The organism is Pleomorphovibrio marinus, from assembly GCF_003347495.1.
Classification (GTDB): domain Bacteria; phylum Bacteroidota; class Bacteroidia; order Cytophagales; family Cyclobacteriaceae; genus Pleomorphovibrio; species Pleomorphovibrio marinus.
This window is the reverse complement of record NZ_QCXY01000003.1, coordinates 404,559-417,686: the sequence shown is the minus strand read 5'-3', so window position 1 is coordinate 417,686 and position 13,128 is coordinate 404,559. Positions and strand designations below refer to the sequence as shown.

The window sequence follows — 13,128 nt, the reverse complement described above, 5'->3', positions numbered from 1 at the left end:
AAAATAGAACAAATCAGGGTGTTCAGCTTTCGACCTTGCTTAATGCCCAAAAGGAAATTTTTCTGGAGGGAAAGTCTTTCGTTGGCGATCAGTTAAATGTTATATGGGATTGATATGAAGAACGAAAGTTTGTTTAACCACAAAACTGTCATACAAAGCACTATCTCGTCAATTTCTTGTAGGTGCTGTTAGCCTTTCGTTGGTTATTTTTTTTCATTTATTCCCCTGCACCAAATACCAGTCTACCCAAGCATCCATCTGCTTAACCGAGTTTGGTCGTAATAAAATCTTGCGCTCAGCATCCAACAAATACATGGTCGGAGTGGCGAAAACATAATAATCTTTGACGATGTTACTCTTCCATTTTTTATAGTCACAGGTCGAGATAAACGGGAAGTCTTTTACAAATGTGCGAAACAATTTTTTGTCCTCATCCAGGGAAACAAATACAACTTCAACGCCTTGAGTTTTCCATTTTGTATAGAGTTTCGCTATTTCCGGAAGTTCTTCCGTGCACTTAGGGCACCCACTGGCTCCAAAAACCACTACCGTGTAGTTACTCTTTACGTCGGATAGTTTTTTAGGTAGATTAGAAGCGATTCCCGGGGCAAAATGGTCTCCGGCAAAAATAATATCGGGTGCAACGTTTCCTTTTTTCATGGCACGGTAGCTTTCGAGTTGTTTTGCCAGATCACTATCGATGGTACAGCTCGTCTCATTGAGTACTTTTATGGCCAGGTATTCGGAAGCTTGAAACAAGCTATGCCGCTCCAATAAATTGAACAGATAATCAGTCACTTCATTCAGTTTCTTCTCGTCGTTTATCAGGTGTACCATCATCGCATCAATGGAGCGTTGCATTTCAATAAACACCGAATCCAATGATTTTCCACTATTTTCCAACAGCCAAAAATGACTTTCAATGGCATCTTTGAACAAACCGCTTTTATAAAGACGTGGATCGGTGTAATCCAAATCACGAAACGCTTTAATCGTTTCAGGCAGTTCCTCGGTGCGGTATTGGGCAATGGTAGATACGGAACTAACCAATTTACGGGTAGGCAAAAACCATCTTGCATAACAGTCCTGGGGTAAATTAGCTAAAAATGCAGCGTCTTCGGCGTTGATGCGTTGTTTCTCTGTTTGAATAGCTTTGGTAGGGGCATTTTGAATTGAAAACAAAGGATCTTGCGTGTAGGTCTTCTCCAGGTAGCGCCAAGCACTGAGTGCTTGCTCACGCTTGGGATGTTCCTTGGCATACTGTTCAAACCATTGGTTTTCTTGTCCTTTTATCACCCGAATTGTTTCCGTAGAACCCAAAGCTGCTCCCTCAATTTCTATATCTTCTCCATTCAGTATTACGAAAAGCGGTTTTTCATCTGCTGAAATGAGATAGCCAACTCCGTAATCTGATTTGGCGTAATTGAGTTTGAAATTGCAATTGGCATCAACAGTAATGCTAGAAATCGGATAGGTTTTTAAGCCGTTAAAACCTTCGAGTTTGATGTTTTGATGGGCGAGTAGAGACAGGTTTCCTGAAATGGTTTGCCCGAAGCCAGTAGAAAGTAGAAAGTAGAAAGTAGAAAGTAGAAAGTTGAGCGCTATAAGGTTTTTAAATTTCATAAATTTTAAATTTTATAAAGCTTTGATTAGGCCTAAGGGAATTTTGAAAATTTCTTCTGAAAATCGAAAATGTTTTTCGAATTCCTTTTCTGATATTTTATTCAGCGCTAAGGCTAAAATACCAAAGAGCGAACCTCGCCACTTGAACCTTTAGCAATAAAAAGAAAATAAGAGAATTCCTTATTCCCTTTACCTTCAAACTTTCAGCAAGATTATTCACTTAAGATACTGAAACCCTTTGCAGTTGGTCTTTGAATCCAAAATCCATACTTTCTTCAAATAATTCATATATCTGAATGGTAGGTAATTTTGCTTTTTTCCAAGCAATAATATCCTGAAAACGTTTTATCAGCATATTGTTTAGTTTTTAATGTGGAAAGTTTATAAAGTAAAAAAAATTTTCAACTTTTTAACTTTATAAACTTTCCATTTTCAACTCATTATCAATCCTTTATGCAACGCACAGAAAGTCCGCTCGCTGGGAAGTTAAACCCCTCGGTGGCACTGCTGCTAAGGATGCGCATATCGCGCAATAAGTTACCGGCGCCAAAAACCGTACTGCTCCAATAGTACCCGATGTTACCACCTTCTTGGAACAAACCAGAGCTAGTGCGGACGCCAGCCACGGTCAATTTCAGCGGTGATTCAAAAGCACCTGCTGCATTGTTGCTGCTCCAGGTTGCTCTTTCTTCACCCCATTCTGCCTGTGTTGGCAGGCGATAACCACTTGGGCACGGATTGTTGACTCCATCTACGCCCTGCCATAAGTTGTCGTTTTGGGTGGCGCGCCAATCCGTACTTCCTATTATAAAATCACCATGGCCAGGCTGGTCGGTGCTGCTTAAAGTAGTCGTTGTGCCGGAGGTGGTTTTCCCATCCCCATCAAAGCGGTGTATAGTCTGGTGACCATCAGCAGCTCTACCCCATTGATAGAGGTCGCCGTAAGCTTCTGAGTCTGTACTGGACTCTGCTACCCTGCTTGCACCCAGGTTACGGTCCATCCATGTTTTACCCGTAATACTCGTTACATCCTCAAAACCTAGCCCTAAGCAAACAGGAATTAAGGCATACCTTTCGCTAAATGTGATTGGCTGGCCTAATCCCTCCTGTAAAATGCTAAACGCAACCTCATCGCATCCGGCCCAGTCCTCAGCAAGTGGCACCGTATGGCTGACCTTGCTGCCTGAGATCACGCCTGTGTATTCCACTTCATCGCCATCAATATCAATGCTAATGGTGGCTTCTGCGTTTGATCGTCCGGAAGTGACATACGTCACTTCCACTACAAAATCTGTTTCAGTGTTGTAAGCAGTATAGCTTACTGATTTTGTGTTTGGGCCAGCACTTCCCGTAGCCATGTCGGAAAAAGGATAGTAAATTTCAGTTCCCGGTTCGATACAATCACCGTCACAGGATCCGGCCACATCCTGAGCTATCCGCAATTGTGCGAATTGCAAATCTGTGTCAGGAAAATCATCAGTTTCCAGACTACATGAATACATGACACCCGCGGCCGCAAGCAACATCATGCAGGCTTTCAGTTTGATAAAACAATAATTTTTCATATCGCATATTATTGAAATTTTCCTACTCGTTAGGCTTTTCGGAATACGCCCCGTTTTTTCGAGTGGGTTCTGGACTCCACCGTTTAATTTCTTTTTTGTCGCTTTGGGAAATTAACCGATCGTACGTGATCAATTGCTGTAGATTTTTTCCTGAATAAGGAACCAAAAATTTCCATAATTGAAAATAAGTTTACTCATGACGTCATTCTCCTCATAAGATAGGACCACATAATCATCATTGTATTCTTTGAAAACATCCAAGGAGGTACAAACGAATGGTAGGGTAGAAATGAACTTATTTTTGCACCCTTCAAAGAATAGTCAAGAAAATCCACAAAAGTGATGTGGAACCAGTTGGTTTATGGTCAAATAGCACAGTCAATTCCAATGGCCAAAAGGACTCCGTAGAGGTAATTAATCCTCGTAATAAATTAACAGACAGACACTATTATAAATTTATATAATAATTCTTTCGATGTAAATCCCCTTTTTGGGGGATATTTGACTTGGAGTGATGAGAAAAAATTCTTTAAATGTCAATCCCCTTTAAGGGGGATATTGGAAAGTGACCCTTACAAAGCCTAAGTGAGTTCGGAGAAAATTTAAAAAGTTCGGAGAGAAGTTCGGAGAGCCTGTAGAAAGACCTCTGGAGTCGATGCAGATATTCGGTTTTATCTTCAATGCCGTCCACACCGTGGATATTCCCGATTTGATTTAAGTCCACTACCAGGATATTTGGAAACAATGCGGAATTCCAAACCTACCAGTACGCAACCTGGCGAGGTCTCGGAGACGGTGAGGTTTAAAAGAATCGATTTAAATCTTTAATTTTACCTCCTTAGGATATGAAGGAAATGCCTATTATGGAAATATGCTGGAATATTAATTCCACAAAAAGCTTATTTTTAAAAATGGGAGTAATCAAAACCTAAGTATAGAAATACAGCAGGATGTACTCCAAAACGAAAGGGTCTTGTTTCAATAGAAAATAGATATGGCATTACCAATTAACATAGTGGATCTGATCAATGGGCGTGCGGTGGAATCCGAACGGATCGAGTATAAGAAAGGCTGGAACCCTGGTCCCATCTACCGATCCATCTGTGCTTTTGCCAATGACTTCGACGATATCGGAGGTGGCTACATCATTGTTGGAATTGAAGAAGAGAATGGCAGACCTATTTTGCCTCCGACCGGTTTGAATGAAGAAAAGCTCGATGGCATTCAAAGGGATATGATTCAGATGAACAACCTGATCAATCCTGCCTACCATCCCAAAATCAGCGTGGAAGAAGTTCAGGGCAAGATGATTTTGGTCATCTGGGCCTTTGCGGGAGACAATAGACCTTACGAAGTACCAAATGAAATCAAGGCTAAGGAGAAAAGGTATTACTACTACATCCGCTATGGGTCCAACTCGGTCAGGGTAAACAACAGTCAAAGGGAAGAACTGATTTCCCTAAGTGGAAAGACGCCCTTTGACGATCGACCCAATATGCTGTTTAGCTTTGATGAAATCTCCCTGAGCTTGGTGCGGGATTACCTGAGAAAGGTGGAAAGCAAGCTGTTGGAATCGATTGAAACGCAATCCAAGGAACAACTGCTTTCCCAGATGCAATTGCTTTACGGGCCTACCGAAAGACGGCATCCCAGGAATGTGGCTTTGATGATGTTTACCGAAAACCCTGAGAAGTACTTTCCTTATTCTAGGGTGGAAATCGTACATTTTCCCAAGGGCGAAGTCGATCCGGAGTTTTTCGAGGCACCTTATATTTCCGGCCCGGTGGATTACATGATCAAACGTACCATGGATTACCTCAGGATTAATGTGCTGAAACAAATGACCCGCAAAATTAGGGGGCAATCGGAATCGGTGCGCGTTTGGAACTACCCATATGAGGCGTTTGAGGAAATCGTGGCCAATTCGCTTTATCATAGAGAATATCAAACCCGGGAACCTGTGGAAATCCGCATTTATCCTGACAAGGTGATGGTGATCAACTATGGAGGACCAGACAGGAGCATAAAGTTGACTGAATTTCAAAAAGGGAGCGTTTTTCCACGAAGATACCGAAACAGACGCTTAGGGGATTTCCTGAAAGAACTGGATTTAACAGAAGGCAAGGCAACAGGAATTCCCACCATTCGAAAGGTGATGAAAGCCAATGGCTCTCCTATGCCAGAATTCATTACAAATAAGGAAAGAAGTTTCTTTCAGGTAAATGTTCCCGTTCACCCTTGGTTTTTGGAAAAGATTGAAAAGGAGGAGATACCCCCCCAAATACCCCCCTATATACCCCCCCTAATCCCCCCCCAATCCGAGGATGAACTAGTCACGATCGGTCTTCCGGAGAAGCAAAAAGAAATCGTTCAACTGATTGCAAAAGATCCAAAAGTCTCAGTAAAGACAATTTCCGAACAGTTGGAGATAAACTACTATACCGCCAAAGAGCAGGTAAATACCCTTAAAGAAAAAGGTGTGTTGGAGAGAGTAGGAGGGACACGGGGATATTGGAAAGTGACCCTTACAAAGCCTAAGTGAGTTCGGAGAGCCTGTAGAAAAACCTCTGAAGCCGATGCAGATATTCGGTTCTATCTTCAATGCCGTCCACACCAGGGATATTCCCGATTTGATTTAAGTCCACGATCAGGGTATTTGAAAACTATACGGAATTCCAAACCTACCAGTACCCAGCGGGGGTGGTATCGGGGCCGATGAGTGAGAGGGTGAAGGTTTGGCCAAAGCTATTAGATAAGGTAGAAGAACTGAGAAAGGTAGTTTTATCTCCACCTAAAAACCCCCTTAGCATCCAATGGGGTTTTGCTTTTTAAATAATTTTGATTCAACTAGGTCAATTATAAAAGACTAGAGACAATACTTAAAACTAACTATGAATTGAAACAAGAATAAAACCAGCCAAACCAATGACTCACCAAAGTTATGGGCTATTTTTTCACATGCATCCGGATTGTCTGTCTGAAATGTGCCAAGGAACTACGGCATAATAGGAGGTGAATGACTGAGATGTTTTATTCCGTTCCTCCTTGTGCTAAGTGAAAAACTCCCCATGGGATGGGCTTATCATTCATTTAGCCCTCCAGCACCAGGAGATTTAAAGTCGGTAAGCACATCATGAAATCGAGCCTGTCCTGACGGCAGTCAGGGCATGACGAAAATGTCACACACCGGTATGAATATCACTGCGAGATTCCCCCGAAACAAGTTCGGGGCAGGCTATGTGACCGCTGAAAAGAAATTATAAACAGATGAAACGTTTCAATCAATTATCCGAACCCACAGAGATGCGTTACAACCAGGGGAAGTCCGCCATGAGAGTTTACCACCTGATCGCCGCCGTCGCCAACATTACCGTGGACAATGCCATGGGGATCCTTGCCAAGGCCGATTTCAGGCTGTCCAAACTCGCCAAATGGGACATGGAAAGGTGGCTCAGCATTGAGGGCATTACCATTAGCATAAAATGGATTGAATTAAAAATGTGACCTGGGCTGGAAGGGATCCTGGAAGTTGACAGTTCTGGAAGAGTCAAAATCAACTCAAAACAGCCCCCCAAATAGCCCCCCTTTTTTTAAAAACCATAACCAAATGAATTACAATTGGGTATGGTTTTATTTAGCAGAGGAGGAGAGGACCGAGCGTTAAAAAAAGCTCCGGTGGAGCTTTTTAGCGAGGGGCCGGACTGTAGGGCAGGTCCCGACGACTCGAAATGAAAAAAGCCAGGCAGTTTGCCTGGCTTTTGAATGCAGAGGAGGAGGGATTCGAACCCCCGGTACCTCGCGGTACAACGGTTTTCAAGACCGCCGCAATCGACCACTCTGCCACTCCTCTTAATGGTTTCTAATTCCTATTGAAAGGAACCTTGTCCTCTACATCGTAATTTTCAAAAAGGAACCCTAAGACCTCTCTGCCTTACTTCAGGTTTTTCTTTACCTTTCTTCCCGACTTTTCGGATGGCAAATGTACGCCTAATTCTATTATTTGACAACTACCCTTGCCGAAAAATTTAAATACCATTGGATGAACCTCCTCCTTTGGAAAAAGCTTGTGGCCCGCCACATGCAATAAATAGATATGCCTTCAGGGGTTTTTCGGCAAACCCATAGGTAGTAAAGACCTTGATAGTCAACTTTTATTGTAAAAAACAGGGGCAATCGATTAACATAATACACTTCATTACGGAATTGTGGGACTTGATTTACTTTGTTGTTGGACGTAAGGGACTTATAAGTACATTTGAACAGTTCAAAAAGGGAAATAAAGGTTGAAAATCATAAAGGTTAGGTTGGTTGATTTTTTTATCTAAAAGGGTAAATTTTTTAATATGGTTTAGTTGGGTTAGACTCCCCGAATGCGCAAAAGGCGCTTTTGGGGGGTCTTTTTCTTTTTTGATTCCTTCCAAAAAAAGCAGCTTGGCAATGCTGTGCTTTTGCAGGGTTTGCTAATTTTACCCTTTCAACTGTTTTGGCCGCCCATGTCCCTAAATAACTTGCTCTTTAAACCTGTAGACATTGCCCCTCTGGCCATCTTTAGAGTGGGTTTTGGTCTGCTACTGTTTCTGGAAGGGGTGGGGGCAGTGATGACTGGCTGGGTGCAAAGGGCATTTATAGACCCCGATTTCACCTTTTCCTTTATCCCCTTTTTCCCATGGCTACAACCACTTCCGGGACAGGGTATGGTCTATTATTATATCCTGATGGGTGTTCTGGGAGCCTTGGTAATGCTGGGCTGGCAGTACAGGGTGGCAATCACGGGCTACTTCCTAATGTGGACGCTGGCCTATTGGATGCAAAAAACGAACTACAACAACCACTATTACCTCTTGGTTTTATTGACCGGCCTGGCAACAATGCTGCCTGCCCATCGCTATTTTTCCATGGATGTGAGGAGGGGTTCGGTAGCAAAAGCCTATTATGTGCCAAACTGGACCAGAACGGTCTTTATGCTCCTGCTCTGGGTGGTGTATACCTATGCTGCCTTGGCCAAGGTCCAATCCGACTGGTTGGCGGCAAAGCCCATTGCGATTTGGTTTGGGGCTAAGGAAAACACCTTTCTGGTGGGGCCATTATTGGCAAAGGAGTGGTTTCAGTACCTGGTGGCCTATGGGGGGATCGTATTTGACGCATTGATCATTCCGGCCATTTGGTTCAGACCCACCCGGATATATGCGCTGGGAATAGCCTTGTTCTTTCACCTGTTCAATAGCCTGGTTTTTCAGATCGGGATATTTCCGTATCTGATGCTTTTTATGTCAGTTTTGTTCTTCCCGCCTTTAAGCGTCAGGAAGTTCTTTTTTGCCAGGGATATTGCTCCTGAACCGCCGGAAGCCTATTTCTATACCTCTTTCCAGAAAAAGGGAATTATGTTCTGCTGGTGTGTTTTCTTCTTGTTTATGCTCATACTCCCCATAAGGCATTGGGCATATACGGGAGACGTGAACTGGACGGAAGAGGGGCATAGGATGTCCTGGCGGATGATGTTGAGAAGCAAATATGGAACGGCAAGGTTTACCTTGGTGGATGGGGAGGGAAACCGTTCCTCCCATCTGCCAAGTATGGACCTAAGTGGAAAGCAGGCTCTTGTTTTGCCAACACGTCCGGATATGATTTGGCAATATGCACAATACCTGAAAACCGAGTATGCAGCAAAGGAGGTATATGCGGACGTAAAGGTAAGTCTCAACGGGAGGCCATTGCATCCTTTTATCGACCCGGGTGTGGACTTGGCCAATGAGCCATGGAGACCCTTCAAATCCCATCCTTGGATACTTCCAGCTCCAGAACCCTAAATAAATTCATGTAGATACATGAAAATGGATTTTTGTGGTGGGATTTTTTTCATAGTTTTACATACCCATTGCATACCAAACCTAAGCAAATGAAAAATATCGACCCCACCCAAACCTCAGCCTGGAAAAAACTGGAGCAACTTTCAAAAGAAGATATCCAAATAAAGGCACTTTTTGAAAAAGAAACCAATAGATTTGACAAGTACCACGTCCAGTTCAGGGACATCTTATTGGATTTTTCCAAAAATAGGATTACCAAAAAGGTTTGGCAACACTTACTTCAGTTAGCAGAGGAAACTTCCCTAAAAGAAGCCATTGGAAGCATGTTTTCGGGAAAACCCATCAATGGTACGGAAAACCGAGCAGTACTGCACACTGCTTTGCGAAATAAAAGTGGAGCCTCTGTCTATGTGGAAGGGAAGGATGTCATGACTGATGTCAACGAGGTCTTGGAAAAAATGAGGGTGTTTGCAGATAAAGTTTCCAAGGGGGTATGGAAGGGGTACACAGGCAAACCCATCCGCTCCTTGGTGAATATAGGAATAGGTGGTTCGGATTTGGGACCAGTTATGGTTACCGAGGCACTAAAACCTTACCAAAACCCGAACCTGGATGTGTATTTTGTTTCGAATGTGGACGGGACACATATTACCGAGGTGTTGAAAAAGGTAAATCCGGAGACCACCTTGTTTTTTATTGCTTCCAAGACGTTTACCACCCAGGAGACCATGACCAATGCGCATACGGCTAGGAACTGGTTTTTGGAAAATGCAAAGGACGAGGGGGAGGTTGCCAAGCACTTTGTGGCTCTTTCCACCAATTCCACTGCGGTGATGGAGTTTGGTATCGATATTGACAATATGTTCGAATTTTGGGACTGGGTAGGGGGGAGGTATTCCCTGTGGTCGGCCATTGGGCTTACCATTGCCTGTGCTCTGGGGTTTGATAATTTCATGAAACTGCTGGATGGAGCGCACGCCATGGACAGGCACTTCCAAGAGGCTCCCTTTGAAGAGAACCTACCCGTAATCCTGGCATTGATAGGCATCTGGAACACAAACTTCCTTGGTGCCACCACGGAAACCATACTACCCTATGACCAATATATGCACCGGTTCCCTGCTTATTTTCAGCAAGGAAATATGGAGAGCAACGGCAAGTGTGTAAATAGGAAGGGTAAAAGGGTGAAGTACAGCACCGGCCCTGTGATTTGGGGGGAACCCGGCACCAATGGGCAACACGCCTTTTATCAGTTGATCCATCAGGGCACACAGTTGGTCCCTTGCGATTTCATTGCTCCTGCTGTTTCCCATAATCCCGTGGGGGATCATCATTTGAAGCTTATGTCCAACTTCTTTGCCCAAACAGAGGCACTGATGAACGGCAAGACTCTGGAAGAAGTTAAGGCTGAAATGGAAAAAGAGGGTAAGTCTCCGGAGATCATTGAGAAGATAAGTCCCCATCGGGTATTTGAGGGAAACCGTCCCACCAATTCCATATTGGTAAAGAAAATCAACCCCTTCACCCTGGGCGCATTGATTGCCATGTACGAACATAAAATATTTGTACAGGGGGCGATTTGGAATATCTATAGTTTTGACCAGTGGGGCGTGGAACTGGGGAAGGTTTTGGCAAAAAGCATACTTTCTGAACTCGAAAGTGAAAATGAGGTCACCTCCCATGATGCTTCTACCAATGGTCTGATCGGAGCTTTTAAGGCATTTAGAAAATAATCGGGCCTGTTCTCCACGGAATTTTTTTCAATCTGAAAAAGATTTTCAAATTTGCCGTATATTTGAAATAAGTTTAGCGGGTGTAGCTCAGTTGGTAGAGCGTCAGCTTCCCAAGCTGAAGGCCGTCGGTTCGAGACCGATCACCCGCTCTTTACAGTTGTTCCTGGTTTCCATCCCCTATTTTTGCTAAAAAACTATTTAATCTGCTTTTAATTCAGTTGTGATGCTAGGATTGTCGAAAAAGAGTGTTCTTTCTGGCCAATTACATTAAGAACCTTATGGCGATGAATTTTCGTCATTCTCCACTGTACCTTTTATCCTTTATGACCTATGAATCAAGCCTCTTATTTTCAGGAAAATCCTAACTTCAACTATTTTCAAAAATACCTACGCGAATTTGTATACGGAGGGGTCGATGGAGCCATAACTACTTTTGCGGTAGTTGCCGGGGCTGTAGGAGCTAATTTGGACAGCTCTATTATTCTCATTCTTGGATTTGCCAACTTGTTTGCGGATGGTTTTAGCATGTCCATAGGAGCCTACCTTTCTTCAAAGACCGACAAAGAAAACTACTTTAAATATAAAAACAAGGAATATTGGGAAGTGGAGCATACTCCCGAAAGTGAAAAAAAAGAAATCGAATCCATCTACAGGAAAAAGGGATTTGAGGGCACTTTACTTCAGCAGGTTGTAGAGGTAATCATCTCTGACAGGGAAAGATGGGTGGAACAAATGATGAAAGAAGAACTGAACATGGTACTGGATAAAAAAAACCCTCAACTGGTCGGTCTCGCTACCTTCCTATCCTTTATCGTGGTAGGGTTTATTCCCTTATTGATGTACGTTTACGATTACTTTAATCCAACCTCCTTGAATCTTTTTTGGATTGCAGGTGGGTTGACAGCAATTGCTTTTTTAGTTATTGGAGGGCTTAAAAGCCTGGTAAACCAGACCAATATCCTCAAGAGTATGCTTGAGTCCCTTGGACTGGGGTTAGCTGCTGCTTTGGTGGCCTATTATGTTGGCAGTTTTTTAGAAGCTGTGTTGTTGGGCAGTTAACTAAATAAAATCCACCAACCCCTCCAGTTTCATTCCCCTACTTCCCTTGATAAGGATTTGATAATCCTCCAACTTGGAATCCTGCAACCAATTTCTAAGGGAAAAGGGGTCGGGGAAATACAATGCGTGGGGCACGTTCTTCAAGGCTGCCTGGATGAGCTTTCCCGTAAGGCAAATTTTTTCAATTTTCATGGTTGCCAAAAGGGTTCCGATGTGGGCGTGCTCTTCTACGGCATGCTCTCCAAGCTCGAGCATATCACCCAAAATTACCATGTTGTTGCCTCTTTGCCTCAGTTGTCCAAAAGCCTTTAAGGCGGCTTCCATACTGCTGGGGTTGGCATTGTAGGCGTCCAAAAGAATCAGGTTACTACGCTTTTCCACCAACTGGGAGCGCATATTGGAAGGAAGGTATTGAATAATGGCCCTAGCTGCCGTTTCAGGTGCAACTCCAAAGAAGTTGCCAATGGCAATAGCTGCTGCGATATTGTCGAAATTATAAGCCCCTATCAACTGGGAGGTGAACTCCTTAGGCACACCCAGAATGCTAAAGATAACATTTGGATCAGCCCTTTCAAACCTTACCTCGCAGGAGCTTCCCTGTTCCGGAAATAGAACGGGATGTTTGAATCTTTTGATCATATTCGAAAATACTTCTTGACGGGTATTAATAAAAACCTGACCCCCGTTTTCCTTGAGGTATTGAAATAGCTCGGTTTTTGTTTTTAGGACCCCCTCTAGACCGCCCATGCCCTCCAGGTGCGCTTTGCCAATATTGGTAATAAACCCGTGGGTGGGCTTGGCGATCTCACAAAGTTCGGCTATGTCCCCCTGTTTATTGGCGCCCATCTCTATTATCGCAATCTCGGTCCCAGCAGGAATTGCCAGTAGGGTAAGGGGAACGCCAATGTGGTTATTTAGGTTTCCCCTGGTTGCTTTGGTCTTAAAGGTGGTGGAAAGAACGGCATGAATCAGTTCCTTAGAGGTGGTCTTGCCATTGCTTCCTGTAAGCCCTATTACCGGGATTTGCAGTTGATCCCTATGGTATTTTGCCAGTTCCTGCAGTGTCTTCAACCCGTCTTCCACGAGCACATACCTTTCATCCCCCTTTTCGAGAAAGTTGGCATCGTCGATTATCGCCAGTTTGGCACCTTTCTCCAAGGCCTTTTTGCCAAAAGTGTTTGCGTTGAAGTTGGGCCCTTTGAGCGCAAAAAAAAGGTTGCCTGCTTCTAGGTTCCTGGTATCGGTAGAAATACCGGATGAGGATAAGTAATGGTGATGAAGTTCTTTGATGTCCATTAAGTACTATTGTTGAAAAAAGTGTTAGAAACCTAAAATTTTCCT

8 protein-coding genes and 2 tRNA genes are annotated in these 13,128 nt (G+C 43.6%); 6 read left to right on the top strand and 4 right to left on the bottom strand.

Annotation, left to right across the window (positions count from 1 at the left end; all coding sequences use genetic code 11):
* Positions 1-213: 213 nt before the first annotated feature.
* A complete protein-coding gene (locus tag DB520_RS10895) occupies positions 214-1,623 on the bottom strand; it encodes a peroxiredoxin family protein (protein ID WP_114749740.1) in 1,410 nt (469 codons plus the stop codon).
* A gap of 443 nt (positions 1,624-2,066) precedes the next feature.
* Positions 2,067-3,152, bottom strand: coding sequence for a fibrobacter succinogenes major paralogous domain-containing protein (locus DB520_RS10890; RefSeq protein WP_157972028.1), 1,086 nt, complete (start codon positions 3,150-3,152; stop codon positions 2,067-2,069).
* A 1,030-nt stretch (positions 3,153-4,182) separates the two neighbouring features.
* On the opposite strand from DB520_RS10890, the gene DB520_RS10885 reads away from it, so the two are divergent.
* On the top strand, positions 4,183-5,730 hold the full coding sequence (locus tag DB520_RS10885; protein ID WP_114749738.1) for an RNA-binding domain-containing protein: 1,548 nt from the start codon (positions 4,183-4,185) through the stop codon (positions 5,728-5,730).
* Positions 5,731-6,455: 725 nt separating this feature from the next.
* Positions 6,456-6,692 (top strand): hypothetical protein, encoded by a 237-nt coding sequence (locus DB520_RS10880; RefSeq protein WP_114749737.1) that lies wholly within the window; start codon positions 6,456-6,458, stop codon positions 6,690-6,692.
* A 261-nt stretch (positions 6,693-6,953) separates the two neighbouring features.
* On the opposite strand, the gene DB520_RS10875 is transcribed toward DB520_RS10880, so the two are convergent.
* A tRNA-Ser gene (locus DB520_RS10875) sits at positions 6,954-7,038 on the bottom strand.
* 643 nt (positions 7,039-7,681) lie between these two features.
* On the opposite strand from DB520_RS10875, the gene DB520_RS10870 reads away from it, so the two are divergent.
* The 4 genes from DB520_RS10870 (at position 7,682) to DB520_RS10855 (ending at position 11,787) form a co-directional block, all read left to right on the top strand.
* A complete protein-coding gene (locus DB520_RS10870; protein WP_232834917.1) occupies positions 7,682-8,995 on the top strand; it encodes an HTTM domain-containing protein in 1,314 nt (437 codons plus the stop codon).
* Positions 8,996-9,084: 89 nt separating this feature from the next.
* Positions 9,085-10,728: a glucose-6-phosphate isomerase gene (gene pgi, locus DB520_RS10865; RefSeq protein ID WP_114749736.1), complete on the top strand. Its 1,644-nt coding sequence runs from the start codon at positions 9,085-9,087 to the stop codon at positions 10,726-10,728.
* A gap of 76 nt (positions 10,729-10,804) precedes the next feature.
* Positions 10,805-10,877: transfer RNA gene (locus DB520_RS10860), tRNA-Gly, on the top strand.
* 181 nt (positions 10,878-11,058) lie between these two features.
* On the top strand, positions 11,059-11,787 hold the full coding sequence (locus DB520_RS10855; protein ID WP_114749735.1) for a VIT1/CCC1 transporter family protein: 729 nt from the start codon (positions 11,059-11,061) through the stop codon (positions 11,785-11,787).
* Here the strand turns inward: DB520_RS10855 and DB520_RS10850 are convergent, their stop codons facing one another.
* Positions 11,788-13,083 (bottom strand): UDP-N-acetylmuramoyl-tripeptide--D-alanyl-D-alanine ligase, encoded by a 1,296-nt coding sequence (locus DB520_RS10850; RefSeq protein WP_114749734.1) that lies wholly within the window; start codon positions 13,081-13,083, stop codon positions 11,788-11,790.
* Positions 13,084-13,128 lie beyond the last annotated feature (45 nt).

Coding starts and splice junctions, on each gene's coding strand:
- DB520_RS10895 (WP_114749740.1), bottom strand. CDS start 1,623: ATGAAATTTAAAAACCTTATAGCGCTCAACTTTCTACTTTCTACTTTC.
- DB520_RS10890 (WP_157972028.1), bottom strand. CDS start 3,152: ATGATGTTGCTTGCGGCCGCGGGTGTCATGTATTCATGTAGTCTGGAA.
- DB520_RS10885 (WP_114749738.1), top strand. CDS start 4,183: ATGGCATTACCAATTAACATAGTGGATCTGATCAATGGGCGTGCGGTG.
- DB520_RS10880 (WP_114749737.1), top strand. CDS start 6,456: ATGAAACGTTTCAATCAATTATCCGAACCCACAGAGATGCGTTACAAC.
- DB520_RS10870 (WP_232834917.1), top strand. CDS start 7,682: ATGTCCCTAAATAACTTGCTCTTTAAACCTGTAGACATTGCCCCTCTG.
- pgi (WP_114749736.1), top strand. CDS start 9,085: ATGAAAAATATCGACCCCACCCAAACCTCAGCCTGGAAAAAACTGGAG.
- DB520_RS10855 (WP_114749735.1), top strand. CDS start 11,059: ATGAATCAAGCCTCTTATTTTCAGGAAAATCCTAACTTCAACTATTTT.
- DB520_RS10850 (WP_114749734.1), bottom strand. CDS start 13,083: ATGGACATCAAAGAACTTCATCACCATTACTTATCCTCATCCGGTATT.